This window comes from Oceanimonas pelagia (assembly GCF_030849025.1).
In the GTDB taxonomy this organism is placed as follows: domain Bacteria; phylum Pseudomonadota; class Gammaproteobacteria; order Enterobacterales; family Aeromonadaceae; genus Oceanimonas; species Oceanimonas pelagia.
Window position 1 is genome coordinate 1512977 of the sequence record NZ_CP118224.1, and the last position, 13770, is coordinate 1526746.

General features: G+C 60.9%; 15 protein-coding genes. 11 read left to right on the forward strand and 4 right to left on the reverse strand.

What is annotated here, in order from left to right:
- Positions 1-63: 63 nt before the first annotated feature.
- The 4 genes from PU634_RS07170 to PU634_RS07185 form a co-directional block, all read right to left on the reverse strand.
- Positions 64-807 carry a phosphate/phosphite/phosphonate ABC transporter substrate-binding protein gene (locus PU634_RS07170; protein ID WP_306763372.1) on the reverse strand — a complete coding sequence of 248 codons (744 nt, stop codon included), beginning with the start codon at positions 805-807 and terminating at the stop codon, positions 64-66.
- A 302-nt stretch (positions 808-1109) separates the two neighbouring features.
- Positions 1110-1412: an MTH1187 family thiamine-binding protein gene (locus tag PU634_RS07175; protein ID WP_306763373.1), complete on the reverse strand. Its 303-nt coding sequence runs from the start codon at positions 1410-1412 to the stop codon at positions 1110-1112.
- A gap of 296 nt (positions 1413-1708) precedes the next feature.
- Positions 1709-2998, reverse strand: a complete 1290-nt coding sequence (locus PU634_RS07180) for a tyrosine-type recombinase/integrase (RefSeq protein WP_306763374.1) — start codon at positions 2996-2998, stop codon at positions 1709-1711.
- A gap of 144 nt (positions 2999-3142) precedes the next feature.
- Entirely contained in the window at positions 3143-3613 is a 471-nt protein-coding gene (locus tag PU634_RS07185) for a hypothetical protein (protein WP_306763375.1), read from the reverse strand.
- A 306-nt stretch (positions 3614-3919) separates the two neighbouring features.
- On the opposite strand from PU634_RS07185, the gene ccoN reads away from it, so the two are divergent.
- From ccoN to ttcA, 11 genes are all read left to right on the forward strand, one after another.
- Complete coding sequence (gene ccoN, locus PU634_RS07190; protein WP_306763376.1) at positions 3920-5344, forward strand: cytochrome-c oxidase, cbb3-type subunit I; 1425 nt, start codon at positions 3920-3922, stop codon at positions 5342-5344.
- 12 nt (positions 5345-5356) lie between these two features.
- A complete protein-coding gene (gene ccoO / locus PU634_RS07195) occupies positions 5357-5965 on the forward strand; it encodes a cytochrome-c oxidase, cbb3-type subunit II (protein ID WP_306763377.1) in 609 nt (202 codons plus the stop codon).
- Positions 5966-5976: 11 nt separating this feature from the next.
- Positions 5977-6192, forward strand: a complete 216-nt coding sequence (locus PU634_RS07200; RefSeq protein WP_306763378.1) for a cbb3-type cytochrome oxidase subunit 3 — start codon at positions 5977-5979, stop codon at positions 6190-6192.
- Positions 6189-7160 (forward strand): cytochrome-c oxidase, cbb3-type subunit III, encoded by a 972-nt coding sequence (gene ccoP / locus PU634_RS07205; protein WP_306763379.1) that lies wholly within the window; start codon positions 6189-6191, stop codon positions 7158-7160. Before PU634_RS07200 ends, ccoP begins: the two co-directional genes overlap by 4 nt.
- Positions 7161-7251: 91 nt before the next feature.
- Positions 7252-7737 (forward strand): FixH family protein, encoded by a 486-nt coding sequence (locus PU634_RS07210; protein ID WP_306763380.1) that lies wholly within the window; start codon positions 7252-7254, stop codon positions 7735-7737.
- Between the two features lie 2 nt (positions 7738-7739).
- Positions 7740-10109: a heavy metal translocating P-type ATPase gene (locus PU634_RS07215; protein ID WP_306763381.1), complete on the forward strand. Its 2370-nt coding sequence runs from the start codon at positions 7740-7742 to the stop codon at positions 10107-10109.
- Positions 10106-10306, forward strand: a complete 201-nt coding sequence (gene ccoS / locus PU634_RS07220) for a cbb3-type cytochrome oxidase assembly protein CcoS (RefSeq protein ID WP_306763382.1) — start codon at positions 10106-10108, stop codon at positions 10304-10306. The genes PU634_RS07215 and ccoS overlap by 4 nt, the downstream gene beginning before the upstream one ends.
- On the forward strand, positions 10290-10973 hold the full coding sequence (locus PU634_RS07225) for a sulfite exporter TauE/SafE family protein (protein WP_306763383.1): 684 nt from the start codon (positions 10290-10292) through the stop codon (positions 10971-10973). The genes ccoS and PU634_RS07225 overlap by 17 nt, the downstream gene beginning before the upstream one ends.
- A gap of 63 nt (positions 10974-11036) precedes the next feature.
- A complete protein-coding gene (gene fnr, locus PU634_RS07230) occupies positions 11037-11780 on the forward strand; it encodes a fumarate/nitrate reduction transcriptional regulator Fnr (RefSeq protein ID WP_306763384.1) in 744 nt (247 codons plus the stop codon).
- A 22-nt stretch (positions 11781-11802) separates the two neighbouring features.
- Positions 11803-12714 (forward strand): universal stress protein UspE, encoded by a 912-nt coding sequence (gene uspE / locus PU634_RS07235; protein WP_306763385.1) that lies wholly within the window; start codon positions 11803-11805, stop codon positions 12712-12714.
- 69 nt (positions 12715-12783) lie between these two features.
- Complete coding sequence (gene ttcA / locus PU634_RS07240; RefSeq protein WP_306763386.1) at positions 12784-13701, forward strand: tRNA 2-thiocytidine(32) synthetase TtcA; 918 nt, start codon at positions 12784-12786, stop codon at positions 13699-13701.
- Positions 13702-13770: the final 69 nt, after the last annotated feature.

Sequence of the window (13770 nt, forward strand, 5' to 3'; positions counted from 1 at the left end):
TGGGGTCAATGGCGGCCAGTATACTGCAGCCGGGCGCCCGATACAGCCGCACCGGCAATATTCTCAGGCCAGTTCGGCGCAGCCGGTTTGCCGTTTAGCGGGCTCGGCGTGAACGGCGGTGTAATCCTCCCGGCCGGAACTGACCAGCCCGCTGATGCCAATGGCTTCACCGGCGCCGGCAATGGCGGTGTGCAGTGCATGCTGCAGTTGTGCCCGGCTGAATGGCGCGCCCTGGTGCATAACAAAAGGCGGCGAGGGCGCGGGTGCACTGCGGCCGATAATGCGCAGGCCTGGCGTGTTGAGCAGCGGCCAGCTGTGAGCATCGATGGCGGCCACATCGGCATCGCCATTCCGCAGGCGTTCAAGACTGGTGGCATGGGCGCCGCTGATGGTCACGGCGCCGGGCTCGATCTGTTGCCGGCGCAGCCATTCATACAGGGCCGCACAGCCGGAGCGCGAGCTGGGTGAATTGACCACCAGCCTGGGCCGGGCCGGCAGGCTGCGATGGATGGTGACGATATGGCTGTAGTAATCCCCGGGTGCGCAGTCGAGATTCATAAATACCGGCCGTGCCACCGGCACCAGATAGCGGGCCGCCGGGGTAAACAGATCCGGTCCGCAGCACTGGCTGAGCAGCAAACCGGCATGAAACCATTGCTCCATCAGCGGCATGGTACGCTCAAGGGCATCGGGCAAGGGCAGGGCGCTGATGGGTTCCAGCTCGCTTCGCAGCACACGCCAGAAGGCATTCAGCCCGGTCCGGGCCGGCGGTAAATCGTACCAGGGCAGACTGGCAATCAGGCGCAACGGAGTCTCCTTGCCGCTTATCATGGCATGAAAAAGCCAGAGTCTAATCAGCCCATGACCGCAAGTAAACAAATGGGCGGTTTCAGTGCGTCTGACAGAATAAATGTCTGCACTCGCGAATACAGCACCGGGAATATTTGAGACTCGCCAGCATAAAATGCTGAATGATGAGCCTGCAAAGCAACATCAGGGTTGCCTCACCCGAACGCCGCTCGGCCTCCATGCAGCGTTCGGCCAAGCGCCCTGATGTTGTTTCATGAAACGAATGAGCCGCATACCGGCTCTTTGGCGTGACTCAGCCGTTAACTGTTGAGCTTTTGCTGCACGCTGATGACCTTGTCGGCCATGGTCTGCTCCCGGTCGTTGCGGGTGCCCAGCTTGATATGGCTGGTAATGCGTACGGCACCGGCATCGTGCAGCACTTCATGGCAGCGTTTGACCGCCGCCATCACATGGTCCCATTCACCTTCCACATTGGTGCCGTAACCGTGCATGGTGTGGGTGAGTCCGGCATCCTCAAAAATCTGCTGGCACATGGCCACGTAGGGCGACACCGACACGCCAACACCACCGGGTGACACCATGATATCCATCAATACGTACATAACTGCTCCTTGGATTGAAATAAAACGGGTGAATACATCACTCCGCCATTCGAGCCAAAGCGCGGAAACGGTACAAGGGCCAGATGGAGAGTTTGAGTTGGCCAGGGTGAAAGATCTCACTGCACTGTAAAGATCTCATTTTTGACTGAAACCCACAAAAGCCAGCTCGGCATTGAACTCAAGAATACCTTATTTAACATAATATACATTATGCGAAGTGGTGTGTGAGCAACGTCATCGGGGCTGTGTCGGCCAGGATGCCGGTGTGTGCCCACCAAGGCACCCGGCTGCGGGTGTTATTCCCGCAACCGATCCAGGCGCTTGTTGACGGCGCTTTCATAGCGCTCCACCTTGCCGGTGTGCAGGTATTGCGACGTGGTGTCGATGCTGTCATGGCCGGCATCGGCCTGCACATGGGACAACGGCCGGCCGTTGTAGTTGATGTCGTGAGTGATGCCGGTGTGGCGAATGCTGTGTACCGTGAGCGTGCGCATCTCGGCGGCGTCCTGATCAAAGCCATCGGTCATGGCGGCATCGGCGGCGGCGGCCAGCAGTTCGTTGAGCAATTCGCGCAACTGGCGAATACCCAGGTTGGCGTTGACAAGACCCTGTTCCCGGCCGCGCCCGGCGGCCCGGTGACGGACAAACAGCGGAATGGCTTCGTTGGGTGCCGGCAGCGCCGATAATCCCAGATATCCCCGGTAGCGCTTGAGAGCGTCAAGCAGCTCCCGGGATACCGCCACGGTACGCTTTTTGCCGCCCTTGCTGACGGGAATGTAAAAGCTCCATATTCCGGTTTTGGCATCCCGCCGAAACTGGCTCATCACCGGCGAAAAGCCGGGACGGGCCGCCACTTCGGAAATACGCAGGTAACAGCCGTACATCAGCGACACCAGAAACAGGGTGCGCTCGTGGCGTTCCGGTGATGCCTCGGCCAGGGCCTGTGCCGTGCTCATCACATAGGACCATTGCAGATCGCTGAATACCCGAACCTCGTCTTCTTCGCCAAGCCGGGCGGTCACCGGTGCCGGCGAGCCAAAACGGCTGTGCCGCATCCACATGGTGGCCGGGTTGCGCTCGGTGACTTCTTCATTAATCAGGTAGGCATAAAAGGAAGACAATACGGCCATCTTGGTTTTCAGGGCCTTGTCGCTGAGCCGGTACGGCTGCTCGGTGCCGTTGGTCTTTTTACCCAGAAACGGCCGCCACAACGGATTGGGTCGGCGCTCGCCCAGCTCCTTGTCGGCCACAAACTGGGCCACGTTGCGATAGGCAATCAGCGCCCCGGGCGGCGCCAGACAATAATCCACGTAGCGGTTCATGGTGCGCCGGGTCACCTCAATTGGCGAGATCTGCTCCACCTCCAGGCACCAGTGCAAAAAGGTGGTGAGCTCGCTGCGGTAGGTTTTGTAGTTATTTTCGCTGTGGCGGCTTTCCAGCAACCAGTCCACGGCATGTTCATAGATAAAGGCCGCATCGGGCACCCGGTTCAGGGTAATGTCGGCAATGTGCTGGTTAACGGCGCTGTTGCCCTCTTCCAGATACTGGGGGGCATCAAACAGGGGTAAAACGGGCGGCATGATCATCAGAGGTAAACGGCCGATAAAACATGGGGTGGCATAATGCCGATAAATCCAGTTATCGGCAATAAGGTCCGTGTCAGCGCATTCCGGCATACTCCGGCGGAGGCCGGAACATGCCGGATTGACGGGCCGGCACAGACTGTGCCGTCAGTGGCGCACTTCAAACAAAAACCGATAGGTCAGCGTCTGCCCCTGATGCTCCACTGTCACCACCCAGGCCCAGAGCATGCGGGCCTCGGTGCAGCTGCCCACCAGCGCCTGCCCCCGCCACTGCCCCTCGCCTGCGGGCTGAAGCAGCGCCGGCAGCGTGCCCATGTACATGGTGTCCCCTTCCAGCACGCTGTGCGTTACCCTGGCCGTCGGATCCGACAGGCTCAGCTCCAGCTTGAAAGGTGTTTCCGCCTGAACCCCTCCCCCGAGCAAACGGGCCGCGGCGGTCAGGCCATGCTGTTCAATGGCGCACTTTTCGTGAGCTATATCACAATAATCAAATTTTTCCGTGACGGATTCAGTCGTTTCCTGCTCATCGCTGCAGGTCCGCAACCAGAAGGCGGCGGACAAAACAGCCATGACCAACAGAATTTGCACCAATTTGGGACCGGTGAGTCGCTCTCTCATGGGGGTTTGTTTCCTGTTTGAAGGAGTATTCAGGGACTGGCTTGATCTCGATCAACGCGCGTCGCCATGCCTTGTGGGGGGCCTAAAGGAGTAATCATATTACTGTTTATACTGTTTTTTTGGCACCCACTCCTTTATCATCAGTGCCGGGTTTTTCCGGGCCCCTTTGCTTTGTTAACAAAGGGTTAACGAAGCCGGGCGGGCGCTGAAGGCCCTAGCTAGAAACCGGTAATTTTATCCTTCCGACGTGAGCACTTAGCGTGAACACAAGATCTGAATAACAGCAGTGGAAGCGGAACTATAACGATGAGTCAAACTAATAATCAACCAAACTACAACTACACAGTAGTTCGTCAGTTTACGGTGATGACCGTAATCTGGGGCGTTGTAGGTATGTCGTTGGGTGTGCTGATCGCAGCACAGCTTATCTGGCCTGCCCTCAACTTCGAAACACCCTGGCTGACCTACAGCCGCCTGCGTCCGTTGCACACCAATGCGGTTATCTTTGCATTTGGTGTCAGCGCCCTGATGGCCACGTCCTTCTACGTGGTTCAGCGCACCTGTAACACCCGGCTGTTTGGTGGCCCCCTGGCCTCCTTCGTGTTCTGGGGCTGGCAGGCCATCATTGTTTCGGCAGTGATCACCCTGCCCCTGGGCTACACCACCAGCAAGGAATACGCCGAGCTGGAGTGGCCGATCGACATCGCCATTGCCGTGGTCTGGGTGGCGTACGCCATCGTCTTCTTCGGTACCCTGTACAAGCGCACCACCTCCCACATTTATGTGGCGAACTGGTTCTACGGTGGTTTCATCCTGACCGTCGCCGTGCTGCACATTGTTAACAGCATGGCCATTCCGGTAGCGGGCCTGAAGTCCTACTCCATGTACTCCGGTGCCGCCGACGCCATGATCCAGTGGTGGTATGGTCACAACGCCGTGGGCTTCCTGCTGACCGCCGGTTTCCTCGGCATGATGTACTACTTCGTACCCAAGCAGGCCGGTCGTCCGGTTTACTCCTATCGTCTGTCCATCGTGCACTTCTGGGCGCTGATCACCCTGTATATCTGGGCCGGCCCGCACCACCTGCACTACACCGCCCTGCCCGACTGGGCCCAGTCTCTGGGCATGGTGATGTCCCTGATCCTGTTCGTACCGTCCTGGGGCGGCATGATCAACGGCATCATGACCCTGTCCGGCGCCTGGCACAAACTGCGTTACGACCCCATTCTGCGCTTCCTGATCGTGTCCCTGTCGTTCTACGGCATGTCCACCTTTGAAGGCCCCATGATGGCGATCAAGACCGTGAACGCCCTGTCCCACTACACCGACTGGACCGTGGGTCACGTGCACTCCGGCGCCCTGGGCTGGGTTGCCATGGTGTCTATCGGCTCCGTATATCACCTGGTTCCGAACCTGTTCGGCCAGAGTCGCATGTACAGCCTGGGTCTGATCAACACCCACTTCTGGCTGGCCACCATCGGTACCGTGCTGTACATCGTGTCCATGTGGATCAGCGGTGTAATGCAGGGCCTGATGTGGCGTGCGGTCAACGAGGACGGCACCCTGACCTACAGCTTTGTTGAAGGTCTGCAGGCTTCCTACCCGTTCTACTTCGTGCGTTTCCTGGGCGGTTGCTTCTTCGTCGCCGGTATGCTGCTGATGCTGTACAACGTGTACCGCACCATCAAGGCGCCGAAAGGCTCCCTGCAAGCTATCCCCCAACCGGCCTAAGGAGACTCGTGAATGAAAAACCGTCATGAACTGGTCGAAAAGAATGTCACCTGGTTGGCAATTCTGACCGTTGTTGCCATCAGTTTCGGTGGTCTGGTAGAAATCGTGCCGCTGTTTTTCCAGCAGCAGACCAACGAGCCGGTTGAGGGCCTGCGCCCCTACACCGCGCTGGAAATGGAAGGTCGTGATATTTACATCCGTGAAGGCTGCTCCGTGTGTCACAGCCAGATGATCCGTCCGTTCCGTGCCGAAACCGAGCGCTACGGTCACTACTCCGTGGCCGGTGAAAGCGTGTGGGAACACCCCTTCCTGTGGGGCTCCAAGCGTACCGGTCCGGATCTGGCCCGGGTGGGTGGCCGCTACTCCGACGAGTGGCACCGTGTGCACCTGATCAACCCGCGTGACGTGGTGCCCGAGTCCAACATGCCGGCGTTCCCCTGGCTGGAAACCAACGTGCTGGACGGTGCCAACACCGCCGAAAAACTGCGCGTTTTCCGGGATCACTTCGGCGTACCCTACACCGACGCCGACATTGAAGGTGCCGAGGCAGCCGTGAAGGGCAAGACCGAAATGGATGCCGTCATCGCCTATCTGCAATCCTTGGGACACGCCCTTAAATAACCGGAGTCGATATGGATTTCAGTACCTTGGAAGCCCTCAAGCCGATGCTGATAAGCTTTCAGACCCTGGCCTTGCTGGTGTTGTTCGTAGGCATAGTGTGGTGGGCCTACAGCAAACGCAGAAAGGGCAAGTTTGATGATGCCGCCAACTCCATCTTTGATGAAGACGAACGGCAGAATCAGCGCCGGGGTACTGAGCAGGATCGCGCAGGAGCTAATAAAGAATGAATACTTTTTTGAGCATTTTTGTAACCGTGATCAGCCTGGGCACCATTTTCGGCTGCCTGTTCCTGCTGATCTGGTGCACCAAAGACAAGATGGGAATGGAAGAAGGCGCGCCCACCGGGCATACCTTTGACGGCATCTCCGAGCTGAACAATCCGCTGCCCAAGTGGTGGAGCTACATGTTCGTGTTCATGATCATCTTTTCCCTGATCTATCTGGTGCTGTATCCGGGACTGGGCAACTTCAAGGGTGTGCTGGGCTGGGAAAGCTCCAACCAGGACGTACGCTCCCTGGAAGAGTCCCGCGCCGCCTCTGCCGCCGCCCGTGAAGAGGGTCGCCTGGTGCAGTATGAGCGTGAAATGGTGAAGGCCGACGAGGTGTTCGGTGCCAAGTTCCGCGAACTGGCCTATGAGGCCGATGGTCAGACCTACCGCGCCATTGCCGACATTGCCCAGGACGAGGAAGCCACCAAGGTGGGCCAGCGTCTGTTCCTGCAGAACTGTGCCCAGTGTCACGGCTCCGACGCCCGTGGTGCCCGCGGTTTCCCCAACCTCGCCGACGCCGACTGGCTGTATGGCGGCTCGCCTGACGCCATCAAGGCCACCATCATGCACGGCCGCAAGGGCGCCATGCCCGCCTGGGGCGACAGCCTGGGTGAAGAAGGCGTGCAGGAAGTGGCTTCCTATGTGCTGAGCCTGTCCGGCCGCAAGGTGGATCCGGTAGAAGCCCAGAAGGGTCAGGCCCGCTTCGCCATGTGTGCCGCCTGTCACGGTATGGACGGCAAGGGCAACACCGCCATGGGCGCACCCAACCTGACCGACGGCATCTGGCTGTATGGCGGCTCCCGCGCCGCGGTGGAAGACTCCATCCGTCACGGCCGCGCCGGTGTCATGCCCGCCTGGAAAGACATTCTGGGCGAAGACAAGGTGCACCTGCTGGCGTCTTACATCTACAGCCTGAACAGCAACTAACCGAGCCCTTCGGGCTTGTATTGAAAGCCCCGCTCGCGGGGCTTTTTTGTTATATTAGCGTCCGACCTTTTTCGCAGTAGGAATTCTTGTTATGCAACGTCCCTGGTATCAGCAATTCTGGCCCTGGTTTCTGATCACCCTGCCCCTGTGCGTGGTGGTGGCCAGCCTCTATACCCTGCACCTGGCAAGCACCCATGCCGATACCATGGTGGTGGATGACTACTACAAGAAAGGCCGCGCCATCAACCAGGATCTGAGCGAGCTGAAGGAAGCCGAGCGCCTGGGGCTGGTGGCCGAGCTGCGCTTTACCGACGGCCTGCTCACCCTTGAAATGCAGGGCGCGCACAAGCAGGGCGAGGCCATTCACCTGCTGCTCAGCCACCCCACCCTGGCCGAGCAGGATGTACGCACCCTGCTCACCAGCGATGCCAACGGTATCTACCGGTTCCGCCCCGAGCACGAGCTGCTCAAGGGCCAGTGGAACCTGCAACTGGAAGCCTTTGACCAGCGCTGGCGGATTCAGCAGCGCATTTATCTGCCCATTGCCGACCGGCTCGTGATCCGCGCCGGTAGCTGACCATGACCGGCTGTTTTCATTGCGGCGAGCCACTGCCGGCCGATGCCGCCTTCAGCGCCGAGCTGGAGGGCGAGTCTCGCCGGTTCTGCTGCCCCGGTTGCCAGGCGGTGGCCGAAACCATCATCGACTGCGGTCTGGGCAGCTATTATCAGCACCGCACCGGCAATGCGCCCAGGGCCGAGGCGTTGCCCGACGAGCTGCGCCGCCTGCAGCACTACGATCTGGACGAAATTCAGCAGGACTTCGTGCTGGCACGGGATCATATCCGCGAGGTGCAGCTGTCCATCGGCGGCCTGACCTGCGCCGCCTGCGCCTGGCTGATTGAGCGCCACCTGTCCCAGGTGCCGGGGGTCACCCTCATCCAGGTGAACACCACCACCGAGCGGGCCCGGCTGCGCTGGGACGACCGTGAAACCCGGCTCAGCACCCTGCTCGCCGCCTTTGCCCACATTGGCTATCAGGCCCGTCCCTTTCTGCCCCACCAGCAGGAGCAGGATTACAACCGGGAAGTGAAGTCCTACCTGCTGCGCATGGGCGTGGCCGGCATCGCCAGCATGCAGGTGATGATGGTGGGCTTTGCCCTGTACGAAGATTTGTTCCCCGACATCGACGCCGGCCTGGTGCAGCTGTTTCGCTGGGTCAGCCTGTGGCTGTCGGTGCCGGTGATGGGCTACTCCGCCCTGCCCTTTTACCGCAATGCCTGGCGCGGCCTGAAACACCGTGCCCTGAACATGGACTTGCCGGTGTCGCTGGCCATGCTGTTCGCTTTTGTGGCCTCGGTGTACGCCACCGTCACCGCCAGTGGCGAGGTGTATTACGAGTGCGTGTCCATGTTCGCCTTTCTGCTGCTGACCGGCCGTTTTCTGGAAATGCGCGCCAAGCGCAAGGCCTCGGAAAGCACCGCCAACCTCACTCACCACATTCCCATGCTGGCCCGGCTGGAAAGCGGCCAGGATGAGCAGGAAGTGGCCGCCCGCACCCTGATGCCGGGCCAGGTGGTGCGGGTCTCTCCCGGCGCGGTGATCCCCGCCGACGGCGATATTATCGAAGGCCACACCAGCATTGACGAGTCCATGCTCACCGGCGAGCACCTGCCGGTATCGCGCGGGCCCAATGAGCCGGTGTTTGCCGGCACCACCAACGTGGAATCGCCCCTGCGCATTCGTGTGAGCCGCAGCCTGGCCGACGCCCGGGTGTCGGAAATTCTGCGGGCCCAGGATGATGCCCTGCTCGACAAACCCCGGGTGGCGGTGCTGGCGGATCAATTGTCGCGCTACTTTGTGGCGGCGCTGCTGCTGGCCACCCTGGGCACCTGGCTGGTCTGGCTGCAGCTCGATGCCGACCGCGCCTTCTGGGTCATGCTGTCGGTGCTGGTGGCCACCTGCCCCTGTGCCCTGTCGCTGGCCACACCCACGGCGCTGACCGTGGCCACCTCGCGCCTGACCCAAAGCGGCGTGCTGGTGCGCCGGGCCCATGTGCTCGACACCCTGCCCAAGGCCACCCGCATGGTGTTCGACAAGACCGGTACCCTGACCCAGGGCAAGGTGGCGCTGGCCGAGGTAACCACTCTCGGCGCCCTTTCGGAAGATCAACTGCTGGCCATGGCCGCGGCTCTTGAAGCGGGCTCCGAGCACCCCATCGCCCGGGCCTTTGCGCCCCATGCCAGCACCGCCCTTCAGGTGGCACGGCGGCAGAACCACGTGGGCCGGGGCGTGAGCGGGCTTATCGATGGCCAGGAATGGCGTCTGGGCAGTGCCGCCTGGCTCAACCCCGCTGCCGAAGACAGTGAGCTGTGTGTGTACCTGGCCGGTGAGCAGGGGCTGCAGGCCCGCTTTGCGCTGGCGGATCCGTTGCGCGAGGAAGCCCATGAGCTGGTGCGCCGCTGCCATGAGCAGGGCCTGAAAACCACCATTCTCACCGGCGACGGCTCCGGCCAGGCCGACCGGGTGGCCGCCACCCTGGGCGTGAGCGAGCTGCGCAAAAATGCCACCCCCGACGACAAGCTCGCCTATCTGCGCGAGCGCGCCGAACAGGGCGAGATCTGCCTGATGGTGGGGGACGGTATCAACGACGCACCGGTGCTGGCCGGTGCCCATGTGTCCTTTGCCATGGCCGGCGGCACCGACATCGCCAAGAACAGCGCCGACGCCATTTTGCTCGGCGACAGCCTGCAGCGCCTGCTCACCGCCCGGCGCATTGCCGCCGCCGCCCGGCGGGTGATCAAGCAGAACTTCAGCTGGGCGCTGGGTTACAACCTGGTGGTGCTGCCACTGGCGGCCATGGGCCAGGTGTCGCCCTGGTTCGCCATGATCGGCATGTCGGCCAGCTCGCTGATTGTGATGTCCAACTCCCTGAGGTTATCCCGCTTATGAATGGTGACACCATCTGGTACCTGATCCTGCCCATCGCCCTGATTTTGCTGGTGGTGGTGATTGCCGTGTTTCTGTGGTCGGTAAAGAGCAACCAGTTCGAGGATCTCGATCGTCACGGTAACAACATTCTGTTTGACGACGACCAGGACGCCCACCGCCGGGCCCAGCACAAGGACGACCATGACCAGTCAGCTTGACCCGGTGGCTGCCCTGCTGATCGGCCTGCTCGGCGCCGGTCACTGCATTGCCATGTGCGGCGGCGTGGCGGCGGCCTTTTCCATGGCCATTCCTCAAACCCAGCGGCGCTGGCACTGGCTCTATCTGCTCAGTTACAACACCGGGCGCATCGCCAGCTATGCCCTGGCCGGCGCCCTGGTGGGCGGCGTGTTTGCCGGCCTGGCCGACATCAGCCTGGGCAAGCAGGGACTGTTGTGGCTGCGGGGGCTGGCCGGCCTCATGATGGTGCTGCTGGGGCTATACCTGGCGCGCTGGTGGAACGGCCTGCTGGCGCTGGAGCGGCTCGGCCATGGCTTGTGGCGCCACATCAAGCCCCTGGCCGGGCGTTTTGTGCCCTTTCGCCACCCGCTGGCGGCGCTGCCCTTCGGCATGATCTGGGGCTGGCTGCCCTGCGGCCTGGTGTATTCGGCCCTCACCTGGAGTGCCGTCTCCGGCGGTGCGAGTCAGGGCGCCCTGGTGATGGCGCTGTTCGGCCTCGGCACCCTGCCCACCCTGCTGGCCCTGGGGGGGCTGGCGGGCGCGCTGCGGCACTGGCTGAACCACCCCGGATTCCGCCGCTTTTCCGGCATCTTGTTGATTTTTTACGGTTTATTCAGCCTTTATCAGGCCGTGCTGTTGCTTTCCTAAGCTATTAACCACTTTTCTTTGATGCTATGATTCAGGTTGAGTATCAATCAGGCGACGGAGCACATGGGAAAAATAATCAAAACCGGCAAGCCAGCCACAGGTCGCGCCATACACTGCCAGGATTGCAGCATCAGCCAGCTGTGCATTCCGCTCGGTCTCAACTCCGATGAGCTGGACGAGCTGGACAACATCATCGAGCGTAAAAAGCCGATTCAGAAAGGCCAGGAGCTGTTCAAGGCGGGTGAAGAGCTGAAGTCGCTCTATGCCATTCGCGCCGGAACGGTCAAGTCCTACACCATTACCGAGCAGGGCGATGAGCAAATCACCGCTTTTCACCTGGCCGGCGATCTGGTCGGCTTCGACGCCATCGGCACCGGCAGCCACCCCTCCTTCGCCCAGGCACTGGAAACCGCCATGGTGTGCGAAATACCCTACGAGGTGCTGGACGAGCTGTCGGGCAAGATGCCCCGGCTTCGCCAGCAGATCATGCGGCTGATGAGCCACGAGATCAACGACGACCAGCAAATGATACTGCTGCTGTCCAAAAAGACCGCCGAAGAACGGCTGGCCGCCTTTTTGTATGGTCTGTCCAGCCGTTTTTCCAAGCGCGGATTCTCACCGCGGGAATTTCGCCTGAGCATGACCCGGGGCGATATCGGCAACTACCTGGGGCTGACGGTGGAAACCGTGAGCCGGTTGCTGGGCCGGTTTCAGAAAAACGATCTTATCGCGGTGGACGGCAAGTACATTCGCATTCTCAACCTGCCCGAGCTGGCCACCCTGGCCGGCGCCCACGAGGCGGAATAAGCGGCGCCACAAGGAGGTGCTTATGATCAAGTATCGACATATTCTGGTGGTGATCGATCCGGTCGCCGACAGCCAGCCGGCGCTGCACCGGGCGGTGTCGGTGGCGGCACTGCAGGAAAACGCCCGCATCACCCTGTTTCTGGCCATTTACGACTTCTCTTACGAAATGACCTCCATGCTCTCCAGTGAAGAGCGGGATGAAATGCGCGAGGGCGTGCTGCAGGGCCGGGAAGAATGGCTGAAAACCCTGCTCGAGCCCTACGCCGACAGCAACATCGACTTTCAGCTCAAGGTGGTGTGGCACAGCCGGCCGTTCGAAGCCATCAACCAGCAGGTGCAGGAGCAGCAACACGATCTGGTGGTGAAAAGTACCCACAAGCACGCCATGATCCAGTCGTTTATCTTTACCCCCACCGACTGGCACCTGTTGCGCAAGTGCCCCTGCCCGGTGCTGCTGGTGAAGGAGCGGGACTGGCCCATGGGCGGCACCGTGCTGGCGGCGGTCAACTGTTGCAGCGACGACGAGGCCCAGGAGGCGCTGAACGAAAAAATCATCACCGAAAGCGCCGAGGTGGCGCGGTTGTTGTCGGCCACCCTGCATCTGGTCAACGCCTATCCCATTACCCCGGTGAACATGGCGCTGGAGCTGCCCGACTTCGATCCCCACGCCTACAATGCCGCGGTGAAAAAGCACCACGAACGGGCGCTGTACGAATATGCGGTGCGTTTTAACCTGGAGTCGGAAAGTCTGCACCTGCATGAAGGCCTGGCGGAAGAAGTGATCCCCCAGTGCGCCGACGCCATCGACGCCAGCCTGGTGATCCTGGGCTCGGTGGGCCGCACCGGCCTGTCGGCGGCGCTGCTCGGCAACACCGCCGAGCACGTGATCGACAAGCTGCACTGCGACGTGCTGGTACTGCGCCCCGACGTCTGAGCCCGTTGGCGCCTTGCCCTTGAGGCGCCAGTCACTATAATAGCCCCCAGTTTTTTCGCCGGGGGCATCATGTCTGTTCAAACCGCCAAGCAAGTCTACAACTTCAACAAGCTGCAAAAGCGGCTGCGCCGCAACGTGGGTGAGGCCATCGCCGACTTCAACATGATCGAAGACGGTGACAGGGTCATGGTGTGCCTGTCGGGCGGCAAGGACAGCTACGCCATGCTCGATATTCTGCGTAACCTGCAGGCCCACGCCCCCATTCGCTTCGAGATAGTCGCGGTCAATCTGGATCAGAAGCAGCCCGGCTTTCCCGAGCACGTGCTGCCCGCCTACCTTGACGGCCTGGGCGTGGAGTACAAAATCGTCGAGGAAGACACCTACTCCATCGTGAAAGACAAGATCCCCGAGGGCAAAACCACCTGCTCGCTCTGCTCGCGACTGCGCCGGGGCATTCTGTACCGCACCGCCACCGAGCTGGGCGCCACCAAAATCGCCCTGGGGCATCATCGCGACGACATTCTCGAAACCCTGTTGCTCAACATGTTCTACGGCGGCACCATGAAGTCGATGCCGCCCAAGCTGGTGAGTGACGACGGCAGGCACGTGGTGATCCGGCCGCTGGCCTACTGCAAGGAAAAGGATCTGGTGCGCTACGCCGAGGCCCGGGAATTTCCCATCATTCCCTGCAACCTGTGCGGCTCTCAGGAAAACCTGCAGCGCCAGGCCATCAAGTCCATGCTGCAGGACTGGGACAAGCGTTTTCCCGGCCGCATTGAAAGCATGTTCCGCTCGGTGCAGAACCTGGTGCCCTCGCACCTGCTGGATCACCAGCTGTTTGACTTCAAATCGGTCAACCGCGACTCCGGCGTGATCGACGGTGGTGACATCGGCTTTGACAAGCCCGACTTTGCCCCCCGCTTCGAGCAGGATGACGACGACGCCCCCGAGCTCGGCGAACGACTGCAGGTCATTGAAGTGAAGTAATAAAAAAGGCGCTTAGGCGCCTTTCATATTTCTCCGCCTGCACAGAGATGACAATGGTTACCACTGTGT

Excerpts from the sequence above, each read along its gene's own strand:
- fnr (WP_306763384.1), top strand. The coding sequence starts at position 11,037 with ATGGGAAAAATAATCAAAACCGGCAAGCCAGCCACAGGTCGCGCCATA.
- PU634_RS07175 (WP_306763373.1), bottom strand. The coding sequence starts at position 1,412 with ATGTACGTATTGATGGATATCATGGTGTCACCCGGTGGTGTTGGCGTG.
- PU634_RS07215 (WP_306763381.1), top strand. The coding sequence starts at position 7,740 with ATGACCGGCTGTTTTCATTGCGGCGAGCCACTGCCGGCCGATGCCGCC.
- PU634_RS07210 (WP_306763380.1), top strand. The coding sequence starts at position 7,252 with ATGCAACGTCCCTGGTATCAGCAATTCTGGCCCTGGTTTCTGATCACC.
- PU634_RS07200 (WP_306763378.1), top strand. The coding sequence starts at position 5,977 with ATGGATTTCAGTACCTTGGAAGCCCTCAAGCCGATGCTGATAAGCTTT.
- PU634_RS07185 (WP_306763375.1), bottom strand. The coding sequence starts at position 3,613 with ATGAGAGAGCGACTCACCGGTCCCAAATTGGTGCAAATTCTGTTGGTC.
- ttcA (WP_306763386.1), top strand. The coding sequence starts at position 12,784 with ATGTCTGTTCAAACCGCCAAGCAAGTCTACAACTTCAACAAGCTGCAA.
- ccoO (WP_306763377.1), top strand. The coding sequence starts at position 5,357 with ATGAAAAACCGTCATGAACTGGTCGAAAAGAATGTCACCTGGTTGGCA.
- ccoP (WP_306763379.1), top strand. The coding sequence starts at position 6,189 with ATGAATACTTTTTTGAGCATTTTTGTAACCGTGATCAGCCTGGGCACC.
- ccoN (WP_306763376.1), top strand. The coding sequence starts at position 3,920 with ATGAGTCAAACTAATAATCAACCAAACTACAACTACACAGTAGTTCGT.
- ccoS (WP_306763382.1), top strand. The coding sequence starts at position 10,106 with ATGAATGGTGACACCATCTGGTACCTGATCCTGCCCATCGCCCTGATT.
- PU634_RS07180 (WP_306763374.1), bottom strand. The coding sequence starts at position 2,998 with ATGATCATGCCGCCCGTTTTACCCCTGTTTGATGCCCCCCAGTATCTG.
- PU634_RS07225 (WP_306763383.1), top strand. The coding sequence starts at position 10,290 with ATGACCAGTCAGCTTGACCCGGTGGCTGCCCTGCTGATCGGCCTGCTC.
- uspE (WP_306763385.1), top strand. The coding sequence starts at position 11,803 with ATGATCAAGTATCGACATATTCTGGTGGTGATCGATCCGGTCGCCGAC.